Source organism: Pseudoxanthomonas sp. CF125 (genome assembly GCF_900104085.1).
Taxonomy (GTDB): domain Bacteria; phylum Pseudomonadota; class Gammaproteobacteria; order Xanthomonadales; family Xanthomonadaceae; genus Pseudoxanthomonas_A.
In genome coordinates, this window is sequence record NZ_FNLD01000001.1 from 107,594 (window position 1) to 127,221 (window position 19,628).

Annotated in this window: 23 protein-coding genes, 1 tRNA gene and 1 other RNA gene; 17 read left to right on the forward strand and 8 right to left on the reverse strand. The window is 65.2% G+C overall.

Going from position 1 to position 19,628, the window contains the following annotated elements:
* The first annotated feature begins 15 nt into the window (after positions 1-15).
* From BLR66_RS00565 to BLR66_RS00595, 7 genes are all read left to right on the forward strand, one after another.
* Positions 16-765: a 3-deoxy-D-manno-octulosonic acid kinase gene (locus tag BLR66_RS00565; protein WP_093279703.1), complete on the forward strand. Its 750-nt coding sequence runs from the start codon at positions 16-18 to the stop codon at positions 763-765.
* On the forward strand, positions 765-1,517 hold the full coding sequence (locus BLR66_RS00570; protein ID WP_093279704.1) for an MBL fold metallo-hydrolase: 753 nt from the start codon (positions 765-767) through the stop codon (positions 1,515-1,517). The genes BLR66_RS00565 and BLR66_RS00570 overlap by 1 nt, the downstream gene beginning before the upstream one ends.
* 19 nt (positions 1,518-1,536) lie before the next feature.
* Positions 1,537-2,586, forward strand: a complete 1,050-nt coding sequence (moaA, locus tag BLR66_RS00575) for a GTP 3',8-cyclase MoaA (RefSeq protein WP_093279705.1) — start codon at positions 1,537-1,539, stop codon at positions 2,584-2,586.
* Complete coding sequence (moaC, locus tag BLR66_RS00580; RefSeq protein ID WP_093279706.1) at positions 2,587-3,075, forward strand: cyclic pyranopterin monophosphate synthase MoaC; 489 nt, start codon at positions 2,587-2,589, stop codon at positions 3,073-3,075.
* On the forward strand, positions 3,072-3,317 hold the full coding sequence (locus BLR66_RS00585) for a MoaD/ThiS family protein (protein ID WP_093279707.1): 246 nt from the start codon (positions 3,072-3,074) through the stop codon (positions 3,315-3,317). The genes moaC and BLR66_RS00585 overlap by 4 nt, the downstream gene beginning before the upstream one ends.
* Positions 3,318-3,408: 91 nt before the next feature.
* Positions 3,409-3,843: a molybdenum cofactor biosynthesis protein MoaE gene (locus BLR66_RS00590; protein WP_093279708.1), complete on the forward strand. Its 435-nt coding sequence runs from the start codon at positions 3,409-3,411 to the stop codon at positions 3,841-3,843.
* Positions 3,844-3,859: 16 nt separating this feature from the next.
* Positions 3,860-4,894, forward strand: coding sequence for a beta-propeller fold lactonase family protein (locus BLR66_RS00595; protein WP_093279709.1), 1,035 nt, complete (start codon positions 3,860-3,862; stop codon positions 4,892-4,894).
* Between the two features lie 72 nt (positions 4,895-4,966).
* Here BLR66_RS00595 and ffs read toward each other — a convergent pair.
* Positions 4,967-5,063: signal recognition particle sRNA small type (gene ffs / locus BLR66_RS00600), an RNA gene on the reverse strand.
* Positions 5,064-5,105: 42 nt separating this feature from the next.
* Positions 5,106-5,198 (reverse strand) — tRNA-Ser (locus tag BLR66_RS00605).
* Positions 5,199-5,402: 204 nt separating this feature from the next.
* Between BLR66_RS00605 and dnaX the strand changes: the two genes are divergently transcribed.
* From dnaX to BLR66_RS00625, 4 genes are all read left to right on the forward strand, one after another.
* On the forward strand, positions 5,403-7,118 hold the full coding sequence (gene dnaX, locus BLR66_RS00610; RefSeq protein ID WP_093279710.1) for a DNA polymerase III subunit gamma/tau: 1,716 nt from the start codon (positions 5,403-5,405) through the stop codon (positions 7,116-7,118).
* Between the two features lie 13 nt (positions 7,119-7,131).
* Positions 7,132-7,452, forward strand: coding sequence for a YbaB/EbfC family nucleoid-associated protein (locus BLR66_RS00615; protein ID WP_093279711.1), 321 nt, complete (start codon positions 7,132-7,134; stop codon positions 7,450-7,452).
* 92 nt (positions 7,453-7,544) lie between these two features.
* Positions 7,545-8,144: a recombination mediator RecR gene (recR, locus tag BLR66_RS00620; protein WP_093279712.1), complete on the forward strand. Its 600-nt coding sequence runs from the start codon at positions 7,545-7,547 to the stop codon at positions 8,142-8,144.
* Positions 8,145-8,263: 119 nt separating this feature from the next.
* Positions 8,264-8,617 (forward strand): histidine triad nucleotide-binding protein, encoded by a 354-nt coding sequence (locus tag BLR66_RS00625; protein WP_093279713.1) that lies wholly within the window; start codon positions 8,264-8,266, stop codon positions 8,615-8,617.
* Positions 8,618-8,679: 62 nt separating this feature from the next.
* On the opposite strand, the gene BLR66_RS00630 is transcribed toward BLR66_RS00625, so the two are convergent.
* From BLR66_RS00630 to BLR66_RS00645, 4 genes are read right to left on the reverse strand one after another with little or no spacing between them, the layout of a single operon-like run.
* Positions 8,680-9,195: a Slp family lipoprotein gene (locus BLR66_RS00630; RefSeq protein WP_093279714.1), complete on the reverse strand. Its 516-nt coding sequence runs from the start codon at positions 9,193-9,195 to the stop codon at positions 8,680-8,682.
* Positions 9,196-9,211: 16 nt separating this feature from the next.
* Complete coding sequence (locus BLR66_RS00635) at positions 9,212-11,149, reverse strand: transglutaminase TgpA family protein (protein ID WP_093284078.1); 1,938 nt, start codon at positions 11,147-11,149, stop codon at positions 9,212-9,214.
* Positions 11,139-12,122, reverse strand: a complete 984-nt coding sequence (locus BLR66_RS00640) for a DUF58 domain-containing protein (RefSeq protein ID WP_093279715.1) — start codon at positions 12,120-12,122, stop codon at positions 11,139-11,141. The genes BLR66_RS00635 and BLR66_RS00640 overlap by 11 nt, the downstream gene beginning before the upstream one ends.
* 6 nt (positions 12,123-12,128) lie before the next feature.
* A complete protein-coding gene (locus BLR66_RS00645; RefSeq protein ID WP_093279716.1) occupies positions 12,129-13,082 on the reverse strand; it encodes an AAA family ATPase in 954 nt (317 codons plus the stop codon).
* 53 nt (positions 13,083-13,135) lie between these two features.
* Between BLR66_RS00645 and BLR66_RS00650 the strand changes: the two genes are divergently transcribed.
* Entirely contained in the window at positions 13,136-14,977 is a 1,842-nt protein-coding gene (locus BLR66_RS00650; RefSeq protein WP_093284083.1) for an ArnT family glycosyltransferase, read from the forward strand.
* A gap of 12 nt (positions 14,978-14,989) precedes the next feature.
* On the opposite strand, the gene BLR66_RS00655 is transcribed toward BLR66_RS00650, so the two are convergent.
* A complete protein-coding gene (locus BLR66_RS00655; RefSeq protein WP_093279717.1) occupies positions 14,990-15,562 on the reverse strand; it encodes a Maf family protein in 573 nt (190 codons plus the stop codon).
* Between the two features lie 137 nt (positions 15,563-15,699).
* Here BLR66_RS00655 and BLR66_RS00660 point away from each other — a divergent pair, with 137 nt between their 5' ends.
* The 3 genes from BLR66_RS00660 (at position 15,700) to BLR66_RS00670 (ending at position 17,556) form a co-directional block, all read left to right on the forward strand.
* Positions 15,700-16,209: a YceD family protein gene (locus BLR66_RS00660; RefSeq protein WP_093279718.1), complete on the forward strand. Its 510-nt coding sequence runs from the start codon at positions 15,700-15,702 to the stop codon at positions 16,207-16,209.
* 66 nt (positions 16,210-16,275) lie between these two features.
* Positions 16,276-16,473: a 50S ribosomal protein L32 gene (gene rpmF, locus BLR66_RS00665; protein ID WP_093279719.1), complete on the forward strand. Its 198-nt coding sequence runs from the start codon at positions 16,276-16,278 to the stop codon at positions 16,471-16,473.
* Positions 16,474-16,560: 87 nt separating this feature from the next.
* Positions 16,561-17,556, forward strand: coding sequence for a beta-ketoacyl-ACP synthase III (locus BLR66_RS00670; protein ID WP_093279720.1), 996 nt, complete (start codon positions 16,561-16,563; stop codon positions 17,554-17,556).
* A gap of 18 nt (positions 17,557-17,574) precedes the next feature.
* Here the strand turns inward: BLR66_RS00670 and BLR66_RS00675 are convergent, their stop codons facing one another.
* Positions 17,575-17,727, reverse strand: coding sequence for a hypothetical protein (locus tag BLR66_RS00675; protein ID WP_093279721.1), 153 nt, complete (start codon positions 17,725-17,727; stop codon positions 17,575-17,577).
* 175 nt (positions 17,728-17,902) lie between these two features.
* On the opposite strand from BLR66_RS00675, the gene fabD reads away from it, so the two are divergent.
* Positions 17,903-18,865 (forward strand): ACP S-malonyltransferase, encoded by a 963-nt coding sequence (fabD, locus tag BLR66_RS00680; protein WP_255402257.1) that lies wholly within the window; start codon positions 17,903-17,905, stop codon positions 18,863-18,865.
* Positions 18,862-19,611, forward strand: a complete 750-nt coding sequence (gene fabG, locus BLR66_RS00685) for a 3-oxoacyl-ACP reductase FabG (protein ID WP_093279722.1) — start codon at positions 18,862-18,864, stop codon at positions 19,609-19,611. Before fabD ends, fabG begins: the two co-directional genes overlap by 4 nt.
* Positions 19,612-19,628: the final 17 nt, after the last annotated feature.

A 19,628-nucleotide genomic window follows, 5' to 3' on the forward strand; every position in this document is an offset into this window, starting at 1 on the left:
TTAGACTCGGAGGGAATGGTCGATTTTGACGCAACGGAATCCATGACCCCGTTCCGCGAAGGTAGCGGATTGGGAGCGATTCTGTTCGACAGCAAACAGCTACGGCAAGCGGATCCGGAATGGTTCCTGCCGGCGAAGTGGGCCGAACGGGCCCGGCCGGTCGATAGCGGCGGTCGCGGCGGGGCCTGGTTCATCGACGCGCCGTTCGGCCCCAGCCTGTTGCGCCTGTACCTGCGCGGCGGCCTGGCCGCACGCGTCAGCCGCGACCAGTACTTGTGGCACGGCGCCAACCGCACCCGCAGTTTCGAAGAATTCCGCCTGACCCGCGTCCTGCTGGCCAAGGGCTTGCCGGTGCCGCGCCCCATCGCCGCCAGTTATGTGCGCAACGGCATGACCTATCGCGCTGCGATCCTGATCGAACGCCTGCCCGATGTGCGTACCCTCGCAGACCGCGCCCAGGTCGCCGGCAAGGATGCGCCTTGGGAAGAGGCGGGCCGGCTGGTCGCGCGCTTCCATCGTGCCGGGCTCGACCACGCCGACCTCAACGCGCACAACCTGTTGTTCAACCCTCAGGGAAAAGGCTGGATGATCGATTTCGACCGCGGCGCACTGCGTATTCCGGCTACCCGTTGGCGCGAGAACAACCTGATGCGATTGCAACGTTCGCTGTTGAAACTTCGCGATACGCGCAGCCGCGACGAGGTGATGCAGGACTTCGCCCGCCTGCGCCGCGCCTATGACATTGCCTGGCAGAGGGGTTTCTGATGGGCTGGGCATTGCGGTTCCTGGGCGTGGGCAGCGCGGCGGCGGTGGAGCTGGGCTCGGCCAACGCGACCATCGAGCGCGACGGCTTGCCGTGGCTGACCATCGATTGCGGAGCGGAGGGCCTGTCGGCTTATCTGGCGCATTACGGTGCCTTGCCGCAAGCCTTGTTCGTCACCCATACGCATCTGGACCACGTGGGCGGCTTCGAACGGCTGTTCGTGGCCGCCTGGTTCGACCCGGAGCGTCGCGGGAAAGTGAAGCTCTACGTTCCGGCCCCGGTCGTGCCGCTGCTGCATCAGCGTGTGGGCAGCTATCCCAACGCGCTGGCCGAGGGCGGCGTCAACTTCTGGGATGCGTTCCAGGTGATACCGGTCGGTACATCGTTCTGGCACGACGGCGTGCAACTGGAAGTGTTTCCAGCCCGCCATCACTGGCCCGAAACCGCCTACGGCCTGCGCCTGCGCGGCAGCCTGGTCTGGACCGGCGATACGAGGCCGATCCCCGAAACGCTGGCCAAATTCGCCGACGCCGGCGAATGCGTCGCCCACGATTGCGGCCTGCACGGCAATCCCTCTCACAGCGGCATCGACGATCTGGAGCGCGAATACCCGCCCGAGCTGCTGCAGCGCTGCCTGCTTTACCACTACGCCAGCGCCGAGGACGGGCGCGCCCTGGAGGCGCGCGGTTATCGGGTAGCCAGGAAGGGCGAAGTGGTAGCCTTGCACGAGACCACTGTCGCCCCCATCGCTTGATCATGAGTGGCCCCTGATCATGAGTGCAGTTCCGCAATCTCCGGCCTGGCCGCAGGGCATGCCTTTGAACATGCCTTTGGACAGGCGCGGCCGGCCGTTGCGCGACCTGCGTTTGTCGGTGATCGAGGCCTGCAATTTCCGCTGCGGTTACTGCATGCCTGCCGATCAGGTGCCGGACGACTATGGCCTGGATTCGGCGTCGCGCCTGTCGTTCGACGAAATCGAAACCCTGGTACGCGGATTCGCGCGCATCGGCGTCAACAAATTGCGCCTGACCGGGGGAGAACCGCTGCTGCGCAAGCGATTGCCGGAGTTGATCGCCCGCCTTTCCGTCGTTCCGGGAATCGAGGATCTGGCCCTCACCACCAATGGTTCGTTGCTGGCCGCGCAAGCACATGCGCTGCACCGCGCCGGCCTGCGTCGGCTGACGGTCAGCCTGGATGCACTGGATGCGGACCTGTTCCGCGAAATGTCCGGCGGCCGCGGCGAAGCGTCCGCGGTGATGGCCGGCATCGACGCCGCAACACGGGCGGGGTTCGGTTCTCTGAAGATCAATTGCGTGGTCCAGCGCGGCGTCAACGAAAACCAGGTGCTGCCGCTGGTGGAACACTTCCGCGGCAGCGGCCACGTGCTGCGTTTCATCGAATACATGGATGTGGGCACCTGCAACGGTTGGCAGCGCGCGCAGGTGGTGGCTTCGGCCGAACTGCGTGATCGCATCGCCGCATGCTGGCCGATCATCCCGCTCGATGCCAACTATCGCGGCGAAGTGGCCAAGCGTTACCGTTTCCAGGATGGTGCGGGCGAAATCGGATTCGTCAGTTCGGTCAGCGAAACCTTCTGCGGCGATTGCCACCGCGCACGCGTTTCGGCGGACGGACAGCTGTACACCTGCCTGTTCGCATCCGAGGGAGCCGATCTTCGCGGTGCGCTTGCGCAGGGCGAAGCGGCATTCGCCGACCATCTGGCGGGGCTCTGGTCGCGGCGCGCGGATCGCTACAGCGAGTTGCGCGGCGAACGCGAGGCCGGCAAAGGCCGGCATGTCGAAATGTTCCTGATCGGTGGTTGAATGGCGGCGCGCAAGAAAGTCCTGACCCACCTCGATGCCGCAGGCCTGCCGTCCATGGTGGACGTCTCCGGCAAGCCGGCGACCGCGCGTGCGGCCACGGCCGAGTGCCGGGTGCGGTTTCCGAAAGAAGTGGCGGTGCAGCTGCACGCCAACGGGCTGCGCAGCGCCAAGGGCGGCATCGTGGATACCGCCGTCATCGCCGGCACCATGGCGGTCAAGCGCACCCACGAGCTGATTCCCTTCTGCCATCCGTTGCCGATCGACGGCTGCCGCATCGTCATCGTCTGGGACGGCGATAGCGCGCTGAGGATCGAATGCACGGTCAGGACCATGCACCGCACCGGCGTGGAAATGGAAGCGCTGACCGGCGCCACGGTCGCCGCGCTGACCGTCTACGACATGTGCAAGGCGCTTTCGCACCGGATCGTGATCGGTCCGGCCAAGCTGCTGGGCAAGCGCGGCGGCAAAAGCGATTTCGGAGAAGCTTGATGGCGACGGTGACGGTCCTTTATTTCGCCAGTTTGCGCGATGCGAGCGGTGTCGCCTCGGAACGGATCGAATCGACCGCGGCGGACCTGCAGACCCTGTATGCCGAACTGCAGTCGCGCCACGGATTCGCCTTGCCGGCCAATCGCCTGCGGGTGGCGGCCGACGGCGAATTCGCCAAGTGGGGCGATGCGTTGCGCGATGGCGGCGAGATCGCCTTCATTCCGCCGGTGTCGGGGGGGTAACAATGCCAAGTCATGCCGATACCCCGTCCGTCGTCATTCCAGCTTTCGCTGGAATGACGGCTCTAATGACGATTTCGAGTCGTGCGCAGGCATGAAACGTTTCCATCTCTCCGAAGTCCCAATCCAGATCGCGCCCCTGCGCGACCAGCTTTCGCACCCGACCGCAGGCGCCTTCGCCAGTTTCGAAGGCTGGGTGCGCGACCACAACGACGGCCGTGCGGTGGACGGACTGCGCTACGAGGCCTACCTCGCACTGGCCGAAAAGGAAGGCGAACGGGTGCTGCAGGAGGCGATGGACAAATTCGCCATCGTCGATGCGCGATGCGTGCATCGCATCGGCGATCTGGCCATCGGAGACTTGGCGGTATGGGTCGGCGTCAGCGCGGCGCACCGCGGCGCGGCATTCGATGCTTGCCGCTATATCATCGATGAGGTGAAATCGCGGGTTCCGATCTGGAAGCACGAACGCTACCGGGAAGGAGATCCGGGCTGGCTGCATCCCGAGCCCGATACCGCAAAAGAATGATCCGGAAACCAACCGCATGATCGGCGCAGCCCGTCCCGTCGTTTGCTTTTTTCTAGTGTGCTTCCTGGCGCTGGCGGCTGGCGGGGCCCATGCCGACGAGTTGCTGGTCGGCAACAAATCCGGCGACAGCGTGTGGCGGCTTTCCGCGCGCGATGGCCGCAAGATCGGCGAGTTCCGCACCGGCAAGGCGCCGCATGAGATCGCGGTAGCCGGCAACGGCCGTTTCGCGCTGGTCAGCAACTATGGCCGCGAGACCTCGGGCAATACGCTGTCGGTGCTGGATCTGGTGGGCGGCAAGCCCACCCGCGGCATCGACCTGGGCGAACACGGCGCGCCGCATGGCCTGCGCCTGCTGCCGGGCGACGAGCGTGCATTGGTGACCACCGAAGGCTCCGCCAGCCTGCTGATCGTGAATGTGGGCCGCGGCGTGGTGGAAAAAGTGATCGATGTGGGCGCAGGCACCGGACACATGGTCGCGCTGTCGCCTGACGCAAAAATCGCCTACGTCACCAAGATCAACGCGGGCACGCTGAGCCGCATCGACCTGGCCTCCGGACTCAAGGCTCAGGAGCGCGCCGCCGGCAAGGGCGCCGAAGGCGTGGCGGTCAGCCCGGACGGCAAGGAGGTATGGGTCACCAATCGGCAGGAGGGCTCCATCACCGTGCACGATCCGGCCACCCTGGCGATCAGGCGCAGGATGAGCAGCAAGGGCTTCCCGATTCGGGTGGTGTTCACCGCCGATGGCCGCCATGCGCTGGTGACCAATGCGACCGCGGCCAATGTGGCGGTGTTCGACGCCCGCAGCAAATTGCGCGTGGCCACCCTTGAACTGACCGAGCCTGGCGTCGTCTACAACCAGAGCATGCTGGGAGGCACGGCGATGCCGATCGGCGCGGTGGTGGATCCCGCCCGGCAGCGCGCCTACGTGGCGATCAGCGGCGGCGACCGGATCGCGGTCATCGATACCCGTGACTGGAAAGTAATAGACCACTGGCCCGCGGGCCGGGAACCGGACGCGCTGGGATTGGTGCCGGGCCGCTCGGATCGGTAATTCCGTTCACGATGCCCGTTCACGATGCGATCTGGACGGAGCAAGCGGAAAAGGGCCGCCTATAAGGTGGCGGCCCAGCCGGCTGGCCTCGGCACCCGCATCAGTCAATACCGTTGCTGCCTTCCGGCCCTGGCGGAGTTTTCAACCTAGCGTCGCGAGGGGCCGACAGGGCCACCATAGGACTGATGCGCGTTGCGCCGCATCTTGAAACTGGCGGAGAGAGGGGGATTCGAACCCCCGAAGCGCGGTTTAGACGCTTACACACTTTCCAGGCGTGCTCCTTCAACCGCTCGGACACCTCTCCGGGACCTGAAGGCGGGCAAAGCCGCTTTCCAGGGCCGCGAATTCTAGCTGGCGCCGCGACTTATTGCGAGTCCTGCCTGTCTGGACGTGGAATTCCGCTGACCATTCATTATCCGGGTCCCGTAGCGACGGGCCGGGAAATTCTTTCCTTGGACAGATCCACTCGGCGCGGCACAATGGCCATTCAGATGAAAACGGCTGCCTGATGTCCTATCTCGTCCTCGCCAGAAAGTGGCGCCCCAAGCGTTTTGCCGAGCTCGTCGGGCAGGAACACGTGGTGCGCGCGCTCAGCAACGCACTGGAAAGCGGCCGCGTGCATCACGCCTTCCTGTTCACCGGCACCCGCGGCGTGGGCAAGACCACCATCGCGCGCATTTTCGCCAAATCGCTGAACTGCGAGGAAGGCACCAGCGCCGAGCCCTGCGGCAAGTGCTCGACCTGTCTGGACATCGATTCGGGCCGCTACCTGGACCTGCTGGAGATCGACGCCGCCTCCAACACCGGCGTGGACGACGTGCGCGAGGTGATCGAGAACGCGCAGTACATGCCCTCGCGCGGCAAGTTCAAGGTCTATCTGATCGACGAAGTGCACATGCTCTCGAAGGCGGCGTTCAACGCGCTGCTGAAGACCTTGGAAGAGCCGCCCGGGCACGTGAAGTTCCTGCTGGCCACCACCGATCCGCAGAAGCTGCCGGTTACGGTGCTGTCGCGCTGCCTGCAGTTCAACCTGAAGCGCCTGGACGAAGACCAGATCTCCGGCCAGATCTCCCGCATCCTGGCCGCCGAGGAAATACAGGCCGACGACAGCGCCATCCGCCAGATCGCCAAGGCCGCCGACGGCAGTCTGCGCGACGGCCTGTCGCTGTTGGATCAGGCCATCGCCTACACCGGCAGCAACAATGGCGGTGCGCTGCGGGAGGAGGGCGTACGCACCATGTTGGGCACGGTGGACCGTACCCAGGTCGGCGCCATGCTGGCCGCGTTGGCCGATGGCGACGGCGCACGCCTGCTGCAGATTGTGGCTGCGCTTGCCGAATTTTCGCCGGACTGGAATGGCGTGCTGGAAGCCCTGGCCGAAGCATTGCACCGCATCCAGGTGCGTCAGCTGGTGCCGGGCGTGTCGGTGGAAGCCGACGGTATTGACGTTGAGGATTTCGCCCAGCGTTTGCGGCCGGAAGTGGTGCAGCTGTGGTACCAAATGGCGGTGAATGGGCGCCGCGATCTTTATCTTGCGCCCAGCACGCGCGCCGGTTTCGAGATGAGCGTGTTGCGGATGCTCGCGTTCCGGCCAGCCGGGGCAGGGCAGGTCAATGCGGAGCCGGCTGGCACGGTCGAAGTGGCGAAGCCCCCGCAGACCGCTTCGGTGGCCGCCGCATCGCCGCCGGAGCCGGTAGCCGTCAGACAGGAACCCCCAGCGCCCCTCGCCAAACCGGTAGCGGAAGCGCCGACGGCGCCGGTCGCGAAAATACAACCGCAGCCGCAACCCGCGCCAGCCGCCGTCGCGCCGGTTGCCGAAAGCGCCGTCGCCGCGATCGCCACCGCCGAGGAGTGGCTGCACTTCGCCGGCAATAGCGGCATGAAGGGCGCTGCGCGCCAATTGGCGGAAAACGCAGCGTTCGTTGGATATGGCGAGGGTGTCCTGCGCCTGTCGCTGGACGCCGGCTTCGACTATCTGCGTTCGGAAAAATCGCTCGCCGAACTTTCCAATACGCTGGCCAGCAAACTCGGCGCCGCCCCGCGCATCGTCTTCGACCATGCGCTCGGCGAATCGGAAACGCTGCAGCAGCGCAGCCACCGCGAGCGCACTCAGCGCCAGAGCGCCGACGAAGAGAATTTCATGAACAACCCGGATGTGCAGCGCCTCATTCAGCAGCATGGCGCCAAGCTGGTTCCGGATTCCATCCGCTCCTTCGACGAATGAACAGGTAACAAAGATGCGTGGAAATATCGCCCAACTGATGCAGCAAGCGCAGAAGATGCAGGAGAACATGCAGCGCGCCCAGGAAGAGCTGGCCAAGCTGGAAGTCACCGGCAGCGCCGGCGGCGGCATGGTCAGCGTGACCCTGACCGGCGCCAAGGAGTGCCGCAAGGTGCGCATCGATCCCAGCGTTCTGGCCGATCCGGAGATGGCTGAGGATTTGATCGCCGCTGCCTTCAACGACGCCTCCAACAAGATCGACGCCGAGTCCAAGAGCAAGATGGGCGCGGCCACCGCCGGCATGCAATTGCCGCCGGGCATGAAGATGCCGTTCTGATGAGGCCGGGATTGGGGATTCGAGATTAGGGGTTTGGTCACAGTCCTGTGCTTTTACGAATCCCAACTCCCGAATCTCCAATCCCCAATTCCATGTCTTCTTCCCTGCTCGAACAACTCATCGAAGCATTGCGTATCCTGCCCGGCGTCGGCCAGAAGACCGCGCAGCGCATGGCCTACCAATTGCTGGAACGCGAACGCGAGGGCGGCCAGCGCCTGGCCGAAGTGCTGGCATTGGCGCTGGAGCATATCGGGCACTGCAAGCATTGCCGCGACTTCACCGAAACCGAGGTCTGCGCCATCTGCGCCAGTTCCAGCCGCGACCAGCATCTGCTGTGCGCAGTGGAATCGCCGGCCGACCGTCTGGCCATCGAGCAGGCCACCGGCTACCGCGGCCTGTATTTCATCCTGCAGGGACGGCTGTCGCCGCTGGACGGCATCGGCCCGCGCGAACTCGGGCTGGACGCACTGTCGGAACGGCTGGCGCAGGGCGAAATCACCGAACTGATCATCGCCACCAATCCCACCGTGGAAGGCGAAGCCACCGCGCATTACCTGGCCCAACTGGCGCGCCAGCACAAGGTGCATCCCAGCCGTCTAACCCATGGCGTGCCGTTGGGGGGAGAACTGGAATACGTCGACCGCGGCACGCTGTCGCATGCCTTCGGAACCAGAAGCGAAATGCCATTGTAGGAGCTGCGTAAGCTGCGACGGCAGCATTATCGAATCTGACTGAAACCTCCTGCGAACGGAAGAATTGCGGTCGCAGCTTACGCAGCTCCTACAATCGCAAAGCCATCCAGGACCCGCTCATGACCGACACTCTCTTCGGCAAGATCATCCGCCGCGAAATCCCCGCCGATATCGTCTACGAAGACGATGAAGTGCTCGGCTTCCGCGATATCGCCCCGCAGGCACCGGTGCACGTATTGTTCATTCCGAAGAACGAGGCGATTCCCACCCTGGACGACCTGCAGCCCGGCCATGCCGAGCTGGTGGGGAAGCTGGTGCTTGCCGCCGCCGAATATGCGCGCCGCGAAGGCTTCGCGCAGAACGGCTACCGCGTGGTCATGAATTGCCGCGAGGATGCCGGGCAGACCGTATTCCACGTGCATCTGCATCTGTTGGCGGGCGCGCGGCTGGGGCGTTTCGGTACGCCCGGATAACGATGCGCAGGAATGAAAAAGCCGCTCGATGAGCGGCTTTTTCATATTCGATCAGGCAAGGCTCACCACCAGCCCCAACGTCCCCAGCGCGGACCCCAGAACGGGTCGTAGAACGGAGACGGGCGGATCTCGACTTCGCGCACTTCCGGCCACAGGTAGACCACGTCGGCGGTCATGCGCGGCAACCGGTAATCGTATTGGCCGATGCGCGTGGACTCCACGCCATCGACGCGGCCGATGAAAGTCACTTCGCGGCCTTCGGTGAATACCGCCGGGTCGTAGAAACCGGCGCGGCAGGCGATGAAGCGGCCGTCGGTGGCGTCCGGCGCGCTGCTGAGGGGACGGCCGGTGCCGCCCAGCGGACGCGAGATCAACTGGAAGCAGGTGCTGTCCTGGCCAGGCACGGTTTCCACGATGCGGCCGCCCCAACGTACGGAGGTGCCGACCTGGCTGCCGGCGACGGCTTCCCTGGGCGTGACCGGAGTGAAAGCGCCCTGCAACGGCTTGGGCGCGGTGGCGCAGGCGCCAAGCAGCAGACTGCTTGCGGCCAGTGCGATGAGGCGGATTTTGGCGTTCATGGTGAATCTCCAGGATTCAAGGACGGTGCCGACGCAGGTCGTTGAGTAGTGCAGCGTCCCCAACGGCGGCAGCGTAGCGCGTTTGAGCGAAACGGCGGCTGAGCGGAATCAGGGCGTCGGCCGATTCCGGCCTGGCCGCAGCGACGCGTTCGGCCCAATCCAGAGCCGGCTCGTACGGCTGCCGTGCCAGGCCCAGTCGCGCATATCGCCGGGTCAGGCGATGCCAGGCGCGCAGCAACGGGTCGCGTTCCCGTTCTCCGCGTGCCAGCAGCCAGCCCATCCAGCCCAACGCGGCCAGCGCGAAAATCCCGAACAGTACGCCCAGGCGTCGGCTGTCCAACTGGTCCATGCCGAAGGGCTGCAACAGGCGCTGCTGCCGATCGGCATTGAAGCCGAGCACCAGATCGTTCCATCCGCGCCGCATCCAATCGCTGAAGTCCCCCAGCGTGGCCAGCCGGTCGATTCCGCCGGTTCCCGCGCTCAGCCGGTCCTCCAAGGTGTCGTAGACGCGTTCGGGCGCCACCGCGGCGGTTGGGTCCACGCGTACCCAGCCGCGTCCGGCCAACCACACTTCGGCCCAGGCATGGGCATCCATGTTGCGCACCACCCAATAGCCGCCGAACGGGTTCCGCACGCCGCCGACATAGCCGGTGACCACACGCGAGGGAATACCCGACGCGCGCATCAGGACCACGAAGGAAGAGCTGAAATGCTCGCAGTAGCCTTGCTTCTGATCGAACAGGAATTCGTCCACGCTGTTGCGTCCCGGCAGCGGCGTATCCAGGGTGTATGCGAATTCGCGCTTCACCCAGTCCAGCGCGCGCTGCACGATGGCGTTGTCGTTAGTTCCGGCTTCGCGCCGCCACTGCTGGGCAAGGGCCAGGGTGCGCGGGTTGTAACCGGCCGGCAGGTCGAGCGCGCGCTGGCGTGCGGCGGCGTTGAGTTGCGGCTGGAAATTGGCCGGTGGCGACGACTGCAGTCGCCAGCGACTCAATGCGTTTAGCGGCGCGGTCGAATACAGGCTGTAGTCCTGCGAAAGGAAGCTGCCCGCAGGTGCGGCGCGCGGCAGATCCAGCGCCACCAGCTGGCGGCGGTCGGTGGGTTCGAATTCGATCTGGTAGTCCCAGATAATGTTTCTGCGGGCGGCTGGCGCAGCCGGAAGTTGCCGTATCGCGTAAGCCTGGGTCCAACTGCGGCCGTCGAAATCCAAAAGCACCGGGCCGCGCCAATACATTTCCTGCAACGCGGGACGCGCACCGAAGAATTCCACGCGCAGGGCGGGGTTGTCGTCCGCCATCAAATCCAACCAGCCGCCCGGCGTCATGCTGTCCGAAAGTCCCGGACGGCTCACGGCGCGTTCGGGTACGCCCCATAGCGGAGAACCCAGGCGCGGAAACAGCCAGAATGCGCTCAACGCCAGCGGCAACCCGATCGCCATCAGCTTGCCCACCGCCGCCAGCGCGCGTAACGGCGTTGCGGTGCCGGCAAGCGATTGCGACTCCACATCGGCCAGCCGCTGCAGAGTCAACAGGGCGCAAAGGACCGACAGCAGTCCCAGCAACATCGTGAGCGGGCCTTGATCGAGCAGGAAGGCCGAGAAAGGAGCGAACAGCGCGAAGCCGATGAGGCTGCGCGCATCGCGCAGCGTGGAAGTTTCCGAGGGCTTGATGGCGATCATGGCCGCCAGCAGCGCGCAGCCGGTATCGCGCCCGAAGCGGAACCCCATCTGCGAGAACACCGCGGCCAGCACCAGCAGCGCCAGCAGCAGGCGCAGCATCGCCGGCATCGGTTTGCGCCAGGAAAGCGCCGAAACCAGAATCGCCGCCAGCGCGATTGCCGACGCCAATTCTCCGGGGATCTGCAGCAATAGCGGCAACAGCGACAGCGCCGCGGTGGCGAGCGTCCACAGGCGGCTGCCGTCGTCTATCCGCTCGCGGGAGATGTCAGCGGCCATTGCCATGCGGAAGCTCGGCATGCGGCAGCAACGACAACGCACGCAGGCAGAGATGCCGATGCGCAGGTCCCTGCCCAGGCCCCAGCACCGGTTGTCCGGGCAGACACAAGCGGTAGCGGCGGCTTTCGCGTTCGGCCAGATCGACCCAGTGAGCGAGCCGGCTGATGCGCTGCTCGGCGGCAAGCGGTGCAAGCGCCTGCCAATCCAGATTGACTTCGACCGCAAGCGGCTGCTCGTATTCGCGCACCATCAGCGAATCGCGGCGGGCCGAGGGTTTCCAGGCGATGGCGCGGCGCGGGTCGCCTGCGCGGTAGCTGCGCAGGTGATGCACGTCATCACCGGCGGGATTCAAGCGGGCATGACTGGCGCTGCCGTCGCCCAACGGCAACGGCGGACCTTGCGTCTCCGGCACGGGATAAACCAGCAACGGTTGCTCGGGCCAGACCCATGCCCATGCCAGAGCCAAACCGAGCGGCTGGGTGGTGGAAATACGGATGCGGTCCAGTTCCAGCCAGCCGCGCCGTCGTGTATCCACCGGCAGTGTGACCGCAGCGGGCTCGCCGGCCAGCAACGTCGCGCTGATCCGGTTTTCCCCGTATCGCAATTGCAGACCGCGCCGGTTGCGCGCGTCCTTTGCCGAAAGCGCGACGTGCATTTGCAGCGTATTGCCTGCGGCGACGGGTTCTGCGGAGATCGCATCGATGCGCAGACCCGACAGCTGCAAGTGCGCTGCGATGAGGCTTGCCAATGCGGTGGCGCCCAGCAACAACGCGAGCAGCAAGGCCGGATTGTTGTTGTAGTTGAGTGCGCCCAGCAGCATGGCCGACAGCAGCGCGCCGAAGAAGAATCCGAAACGCGAAGGCAACACGTAAACCCGGCGCCGGTCCAGCTTCACCGGCAGCGCTTCGGCCGTGCGCGGGCGCGCGAGCAGCGCGAAGCGCGTAGCCAGGCGTTCGCGTGGAGTGGCTGGCATCCCGTTCTAGTCCACGGCCACCGCGTGCAGAATGGATTTGGCCAGCGCCGCGGTGGACGAGGCCTCCGCTTCGGCGACCAGACGATGGGCGGCCACTGCCGAAAACAGCGCCTGCACGTCTTCCGGCAATACGTGGCGCCGCCGCAGCAGCAGAGCATAGGCGCGCGCCGCGCGCAGCAATGCGATGCCGGCGCGCGGCGACAGGCCCACGCGCACGCCCGGGTGCTGGCGGCTGCGGGCCATCAACGCCTGCACGTAGTCCACCAGCGCCGCGCTGGCGTGCACCTGGTTCACCGCAGCGCGCAATGCCAGTACGTCGTCGCTGGACAGCAACGGTTCGGTGCGGGCGATCAACTCGCGGCGATCGTCTCCCGCCAGCAGCGCGCGCTCCGATTCCGCATTCGGATAACCCAGCGTCAGCCTCAGCAGAAAGCGGTCCAGTTGCGAATCCGGCAGCGGATAAGTGCCCGACAGATCCACGGGGTTTTGAGTGGCGATGACGAAGAAAGGATCCGGCAAAGGCCGGGTCATGCCGTCCAGGGTGACCTGGTGCTCGGCCATGGCTTCCAGCAGCGCGCTTTGGGTCCGCGGCGGTGCGCGGTTGATTTCGTCCGCCAGCAGCACGTGGGTGAAGACCGGGCCGGGATGGAACTGGAACTGCCGTGACTGCGCGTCGTACACCGACACGCCCAGGACATCGGCCGGCAACAGATCCGAAGTGAACTGCACGCGCTGGAAGCCGAGTCCGAGCGTCGCGGCCAAGGCATGGGCCAAGGTAGTCTTGCCCAGGCCGGGGAGATCCTCGATCAGAATATGACCGCCGGAAAGCAACGCCACGAACGCCAGGCGCACTTCCTGGGACTTGCCCAGCACCAGCGAGTTGACTTGCTGTTGCGCGGACTTCAGGGCCGCATGCAACGCATCGGTTAGCATTTCATGCACAGGTGGCTGGGCGAGCATGGTTTTTCCGGGTTCTTTTCAAGGAAGTCTAACGGCATATGCGGGACGAAAGCATGCAGGACACAAAGCGCGCGCAACGTATCTTCCTGTTGCTGTGGACAGTGGTGACCGCGATCAAACTTCTGATCGCAGCGCGCCTGCCGTTGTTCGTGGACGAGGCGTTCTACTGGCAGGAAGGCCGGCATCTCGCGGCCGCTTACTCCGACCTTCCGGGGCTGACCGCATGGATGACCAGGCTGGGGACCGAGATCGGCGGCCAGCATGCGCTTGCCCTGCGCGCGCCGTTCCTGCTGCTGGCGGCATTGCTGCCGTGGCTGATCACCCATATCGCCAGCCGCTGGTTCGGCGAGGCCGCCGGCTGGCGCGCGGGAAGTCTGGTGGTGCTGATGCCGCTGGCGGGCAGCCTGGGCATCCTGGCAGTGCCGGACGTGCCGATGGCTTTCGCTACCGTGCTGTGTCTGGATGCGGGCGCGCGCCTGCTGCGCGAGATCGATGCCGCCTCGGCTTTCGAACTTGCGCTGGGCCTGACCATCGGCGCCTTGAGCCATTACCGTTTCATCGGCGTGATCGGCGTGGGAATGATCGCGTTGGCGCTGTTGCCGCAGGGCAGGCGCGTGTTGCGGGATCCGCGCGTTTGGGTGGCGCTGGCGGTGGGCGTGGCCGCGTGGGCGCCACTGGTGGCCTGGAACTTGGAGAACGCCGACGCCGGCCTGCGCTTCCAACTCGTCGACCGCCATCCTTGGGCGTTCCAGTCCACCGGTTGGTGGTTCTTGGTGGTGCAGGCGGGACTGGTCACGCCGTTGCTGTTCTTCGCCTTGATCCAGGTGTTCGTGCGCTCGTTCCGCACTGGCGATGGAATGCCGGCGCAATGGCGCTACTTCGGTCTGTTGGGCGGCGTCTCCACGCTCGGCTTCTTTCTGCTGGGTTTCTTCGCCGATGTGGAGCGGGTCAGTTTCCACTGGCCCTTGCCGGGCTACCTGCCGTTGCTGATTGCGGTGCCGGCGTTGCTGCGCGAATGGCCGCGCGGCTTGCGTATCGCGACCTGGGTCTTGAGCGGGGCCGGACTGCTGGCGGTGCTGGGGTATTACCTGGTGCTGTCCACGCCGCAGTGGCGCGAACGCTTCGCGGCGGAAAAGTTCTATCCGGCCAACTTCGCGGGCTGGGAACAGCTGACAGCCGCCGTGCGCGAAGAGCAGGCAAGGTTGCCTCCTGGCACAACGCTGCTCGCAGACAACTTCAAATCGGGCGCCGAACTGGGATTCGCGCTCGATAATCCGCGCATTCCCGTGCTCGACCACCCGCTCAACCAGAAACATGGGCGTGCGCCGCAGCTGAAATTGTGGAAGCTGGAAAGCGACGGCAGCCGCAGCGCACCTGCCTTGCTGGTAGTGGGAACCGGCGACGTGCAATACAAATCGTTGCTGGCTTATTACCACCAGCTATGCAAAAAGGTAGGCCCGCTGCCGCCGCCGCGCGTGGTCAACGTGGATCACGGCCACCAGCGTTTCCTGCTGTTCGCCCTGACCGCGGGAAAAAGCAAGGGCGCTTGCACGCTTCCCGCATTCGCCTGGATCGACACGCCCGAGAGCAAGGCCGCGACCGGCAGGAAATTCCAGGTGGCGGGCTGGGCGTTCAAGGATGGCGTGGGATTGAAGGGCGTGGAGGTCCTGTTGGACGGCAAGCCTGTGGCCAAGGCGCGCTATGGGCTTTCCAGCACCGGAACCGCGGCGTACTGGAAAATCTCCACCGACCCCAACCATCCGGCGGTCGGTTTCAGTGCCGATCTCGACTTGGCCGCCGCCAAGCCCGGCCGGCACTGGCTGGGACTGCGGCTGCATGGGCAGGACGGCAGTGTGGAAGACTGGTCGGAGCAGCCTCTGGACCTGAAGGAATAGGCTGCCTGGATCTCAGGGGAGCGTGAACCCGGCCTCGCGCAGCATTCTGGAGAGCGCGATCAAGGGCAGGCCGACCAAAGCCGTAGGATCCTTGGAGTCGATATGCTCGAACAGCGCGATGCCCAGGCCTTCGCTCTTGAAGCTGCCGGCGCAGTCGAGCGGCTGTTCGGCATCGACATAACGCTCGATCTCATCGGCCTGCAGGTTGCGGAAGCGCACACGGGTGACGTCCAATGCCTCTAGTGCCGGGTCATCGCCCCGCAGCAGGCAGACCGCGGTATGGAAGGCGATTTCCCGCCCGGACATCGCGCCGAGCTGGGCGAGGGCGTTTTCACGGGTTCCCGGTTTTCCCAATGGCTGCGCATCCAGTGCGGCTACCTGGTCGGAACCGATGATCCAGGCGTCGGGATGCTGGGCGGTAATGGCTTTGGCCTTGGCCCATGCCAACCGCCGGGCCAGTGCTGGCGGGGTTTCCCCGGGCAGCGGCGCTTCGTCCACGTCGGGCCGGGCGATATGGAAGGGCAGGCGCAGCCGTTCCAGCAGTTCGCGGCGGTAGCGGGAGGTCGAGGCCAGGATCAGCGGCATGGGCGCATTCACAGTGGGAGCGGGTGTTCACAGCGGGGCGGGCATTCTGCCGGCGCCCGCCAGGACCGGCAAACCTGATCGTGGCGGTGTTCCTGGGTTTGACAGCTCGGCCCGGCATCCTTAATATTCAGCGGCTTATGTCCGTGAACGTGCCCGAGATTTTGGATGTTTGGCGCATGGTTGCGGCCAGGCGGAGTTTCGAAGGTCGGGTGCCGCTGTCTTCGTTGACGCGCGTGCAGGACCTGCTGTTCGATACCGAAGGCGAAGTCGATTTCGCCCTGCAGTTCGACAGCGATCCCTTGCTCAAGGTGGCCTACGCGGAGTTGCGGATCGATGCGGCGTTGCCGCTGGCGTGCCAGCGCAGCCTGCGGCGGTTCCTGCTCCCGGTGCATGTGGTGCAACGCCTGGGATTGATCCGGGACGAAGCCGACGAAGCGGCATTGCCGCCGGATTACGAAGCGCTGCTGGTGCCCGAAGACGGCATGCTGCGGCCGCTGGATCTGGTGGAGGACGAATTGGTGCTGGCGGTTCCCGCAGTGCCGGTGGATCCGGAGTCGGACGCGGTGGATCGCGAATGGCCCATTCCGGAACAAGAATTGGCGAAAGCCAGCCCGTTCGCGGCGCTGGGTTCACTGAAGAAAAACTGACCTCCCGCGGGGCGGTCGGCAACATCAACAAACACGCAATACAGCGAATCAGTTCGGAGCAATACCATGGCAGTGCAGAAATCCCGCGTCACCCCGTCCCGTCGTGGCCAGCGTCGTTCGCACGACAGCCTGACCGCCAAGCAGCTGGCTACCGATCCGACCAGCGGCGAGACCCACGTCCGTCACCACGTCACCGCCGACGGCTACTACCGCGGCAAGAAGGTCATCGCGACCAAGGCCGACGTCGTCTCCGACGAAGATTGATCCGTTCGCGCGCCATCCCGGCGCGCGTCGGTTGAAATCGGTGCGGAAGAGTCCCCGGCCCGGCATGGGCCATCAGCAGGAGCGGGCATGAGCGAGCGTGATTCGAACGGGCGCGTATATGCCCGTATCGCCGGAACAGGCAGCTACCTGCCCGAAAAACTGCTGACCAACGACGATCTGGCCAAACAGGTCGATACCAGCGACGAGTGGATCCGCAGCCGCACCGGCATCCGCGAGCGCCATATCGCCGCCGAAGGCGAGACCTCGGGCGACCTGGGCTATTACGCCGCCGTGCGCGCGCTGGAAGCCGCTGGCGTGGATGCCTCCGAGATCGACATGATCGTGGTCGGCACCACTACGCCCGATCTTATTTTTCCATCCACCGCCTGCCTGATCCAGGCCCGCCTGGGCGCGAGCGGCTGCGCCGCGATGGACGTCAACGCGGCCTGTTCCGGCTTCGTCTACGCGCTCAGCGTGGCCGACAAGTTCATCCGTTCCGGCGACGTCAAGACCGCACTGGTCATCGGCACCGAAACCCTTAGCCGCATCGTCGACTGGACCGAACGCACCACCTGCGTGCTGTTCGGCGATGGTGCGGGTGCAGTTGTGCTGAAGGCCGACAGCGAAACCGGCATTCTCAGCACGCATCTGCATGCCGATGGGGCCAAGAAGGAACTGCTTTGGAATCCGGTCGGCGTGTCAGTCGGTTTCAAGGCCGACGAACCCAACTGCGGCGCCCGCATCAACATGAAGGGCAACGATGTCTTCAAGTACGCGGTGAAGGCGTTGGATGGCGTGGTCGATGAAACCCTGGAGGCCAACGGTCTCAGCAAACACGACCTGGACTGGCTGATTCCGCATCAGGCCAACCTGCGCATCATCGAAGCCACGGCCAAGCGCCTGGAAATGCCGATGGATCGCGTGGTGGTCACCGTCGACAGGCACGGCAACACCTCGTCCGGTTCGGTGCCCTTGGCGCTGGACGAAGCGGTGCGCTCAGGTCGCGTGCAGCGCGGCCAACTGCTGTTGCTGGAGGCCTTCGGCGGCGGTTTCACCTGGGGCTCGGCGCTGCTGCGCTATTGATGCCCACCCGCGCCACGCTCAAGCGCGGCGCTTGAAATACTGCACCTCGCGCTCGTGCTTTTCGGCAGCGGCACGGGTATTGAACGTGCCCAGGTTGCGCCGCTTGCCGGTGGCCGGATCTTGTTTGCGCGAATACAGGCGGAACTCGCCTGAAGCCAGTTTGCGGATCATGCCGTTCGCTCCCGTTGCTTCCGATTGCAGCTATCTGAACAATGGGCGGGTAATGATGCAGTGATGGATCTGCGCGGTTTTTTTCGCGCTGCGGTCACTCCACGATACGGGCGAGTACAGACGGTGCGGCCGGTTCGCCCGTATGATGCGCGCCGAGCCATAACGGATTGCGCGAGTGACCCCATCCCAAACTGCCAATGCATCGCTTGCCTTCGTTTTTCCGGGGCAGGGTTCCCAGTCGCTGGCCATGCTGGCCGAGTTGGCGGAAATGCATCCGGTGGTGCGCGAAACTTTCGCCGAAGCCTCCGATGGCGCCGGCGTAGACCTGTGGGCCCTGTCCCAGGGCGGCCCTGAGGAAATGCTCAACCGCACCGAATACACCCAGCCGGCATTGCTCGCCGCCGGCATCGCCGTTTGGCGCGCTTGGCGGCAGCAGGCCGGCGCCATGCCGGCGCTGTTGGCGGGGCACAGCCTTGGCGAGTACACCGCTTTCGTCGCCGCCGATGCGCTTTCGCTGCACGATGGCGCGCATCTGGTGCGCTTGCGCGGACAACTGATGCAGGATGCCGCGCCCGCAGGCGTAGGCGCCATGGCCGCGGTACTGGGCGCCGACGACGATCTTGTCGCCGAAGTCTGCGCGCAGGCTTCGGCAAGCCAGGTCGTGGTGCCCGCCAACTACAACTCTCCCGGGCAGATCGTCATCGGCGGCGATGCCGATGCGGTGGATCGCGCGATCGCACTGTTGAACGAACGCGGCGTGCGCAAGGTGGTCAAACTGGCGGTCAGCGTGCCTTCGCATACGCCGCTGATGCGCGAAGCCGCCAACCGCCTCGCCGAAGCCATGCGCGGCATGTCCTGGCGGGCGCCGGCGTTGCCGGTCGTGCAGAACGTGGATGCGCAGGTGCACGAGAGCATCGACGACTTGCGCGATGCGCTGGTGCGGCAGCTCTATTTGCCGGTACGCTGGACCGATTGCACCTTGGCATTGGCCGCGAAGGGCGTCACCCGTATCGCCGAATGCGGGCCGGGCAAGGTGCTGACCGGCCTGGCCAAACGCATCGACAAATCACTCGAAGCAAGATCGCTGGCCACGCCCGGCGATTTCCAGTCCGCATTGGAAGAATGGAAGCAGGCATGAGCGACGCACAAACATTGAAGGGCGAAATCGTCCTGGTCACCGGCGCCAGCCGTGGTATCGGCGCAGCCATCGCGGACGAACTCGCCGCGCAAGGCGCGACGGTGATCGGTACGGCCACTTCCGAATCCGGAGCCCAGGCGATCGGCGCGCGCTTGGCCGCGCACGGCGGACACGGCCGCGAATTGAATGTCACCGATGCGGCGGCGGTGGAAGCGCTGGTCGATGAAATCGGCAAGGAATTCGGCGCGGTCTCCATCCTGGTCAACAACGCCGGCATCACCCGTGACAACCTGTTGATGCGGATGAAGGAAGAAGACTGGCAGGCGATCCTGGATACCAACCTGTCCAGCGTCTACCGCACCTCCAAAGCCGTCGTGCGCGGGATGATGAAGGCGCGCAAAGGCCGCATCATCAACATCGCCTCGGTGATCGGCGTGACCGGCAATGCAGGGCAAGCCAACTATGCGGCGGCCAAGGCCGGCATCATCGCTTTCTCCAAATCGCTGGCCAAGGAAATAGGCAGCCGCGGCGTCACCGTCAACGTGGTCGCGCCGGGCTTCATCGACACCGACATGACCCGTGCCATGCCCGAGGAAGCGAAACAGGGGCTGGTCGGGCAGATCGCGCTAGGCCGCCTGGGCGAACCGGCCGACATCGCACGTGCGGTGGCTTTCCTCGCCGGACCGTCGGCCAGCTACATCACCGGCGAAACCCTGCATGTGAATGGCGGCATGTACATGCCATAGCACATTTGCCGTGTAAG

Bases quoted from the DNA above. Each gene is read 5' to 3' on its own strand.
- rpmF (WP_093279719.1), top strand. From the start codon at position 16,276: ATGGCAGTGCAGAAATCCCGCGTCACCCCGTCCCGTCGTGGCCAGCGT.
- BLR66_RS00660 (WP_093279718.1), top strand. From the start codon at position 15,700: ATGTCCGTGAACGTGCCCGAGATTTTGGATGTTTGGCGCATGGTTGCG.
- BLR66_RS00655 (WP_093279717.1), bottom strand. From the start codon at position 15,562: ATGCCGCTGATCCTGGCCTCGACCTCCCGCTACCGCCGCGAACTGCTG.
- BLR66_RS00645 (WP_093279716.1), bottom strand. From the start codon at position 13,082: ATGCTCGCCCAGCCACCTGTGCATGAAATGCTAACCGATGCGTTGCAT.
- moaA (WP_093279705.1), top strand. From the start codon at position 1,537: ATGAGTGCAGTTCCGCAATCTCCGGCCTGGCCGCAGGGCATGCCTTTG.
- dnaX (WP_093279710.1), top strand. From the start codon at position 5,403: ATGTCCTATCTCGTCCTCGCCAGAAAGTGGCGCCCCAAGCGTTTTGCC.
- recR (WP_093279712.1), top strand. From the start codon at position 7,545: ATGTCTTCTTCCCTGCTCGAACAACTCATCGAAGCATTGCGTATCCTG.
- BLR66_RS00590 (WP_093279708.1), top strand. From the start codon at position 3,409: ATGAAACGTTTCCATCTCTCCGAAGTCCCAATCCAGATCGCGCCCCTG.
- BLR66_RS00570 (WP_093279704.1), top strand. From the start codon at position 765: ATGGGCTGGGCATTGCGGTTCCTGGGCGTGGGCAGCGCGGCGGCGGTG.
- BLR66_RS00565 (WP_093279703.1), top strand. From the start codon at position 16: ATGGTCGATTTTGACGCAACGGAATCCATGACCCCGTTCCGCGAAGGT.
- BLR66_RS00675 (WP_093279721.1), bottom strand. From the start codon at position 17,727: ATGATCCGCAAACTGGCTTCAGGCGAGTTCCGCCTGTATTCGCGCAAA.
- moaC (WP_093279706.1), top strand. From the start codon at position 2,587: ATGGCGGCGCGCAAGAAAGTCCTGACCCACCTCGATGCCGCAGGCCTG.
- BLR66_RS00595 (WP_093279709.1), top strand. From the start codon at position 3,860: ATGATCGGCGCAGCCCGTCCCGTCGTTTGCTTTTTTCTAGTGTGCTTC.
- BLR66_RS00650 (WP_093284083.1), top strand. From the start codon at position 13,136: ATGCAGGACACAAAGCGCGCGCAACGTATCTTCCTGTTGCTGTGGACA.
- fabG (WP_093279722.1), top strand. From the start codon at position 18,862: ATGAGCGACGCACAAACATTGAAGGGCGAAATCGTCCTGGTCACCGGC.
- BLR66_RS00670 (WP_093279720.1), top strand. From the start codon at position 16,561: ATGAGCGAGCGTGATTCGAACGGGCGCGTATATGCCCGTATCGCCGGA.
- BLR66_RS00615 (WP_093279711.1), top strand. From the start codon at position 7,132: ATGCGTGGAAATATCGCCCAACTGATGCAGCAAGCGCAGAAGATGCAG.
- BLR66_RS00630 (WP_093279714.1), bottom strand. From the start codon at position 9,195: ATGAACGCCAAAATCCGCCTCATCGCACTGGCCGCAAGCAGTCTGCTG.
- BLR66_RS00635 (WP_093284078.1), bottom strand. From the start codon at position 11,149: ATGGCCGCTGACATCTCCCGCGAGCGGATAGACGACGGCAGCCGCCTG.
- BLR66_RS00625 (WP_093279713.1), top strand. From the start codon at position 8,264: ATGACCGACACTCTCTTCGGCAAGATCATCCGCCGCGAAATCCCCGCC.
- BLR66_RS00640 (WP_093279715.1), bottom strand. From the start codon at position 12,122: ATGCCAGCCACTCCACGCGAACGCCTGGCTACGCGCTTCGCGCTGCTC.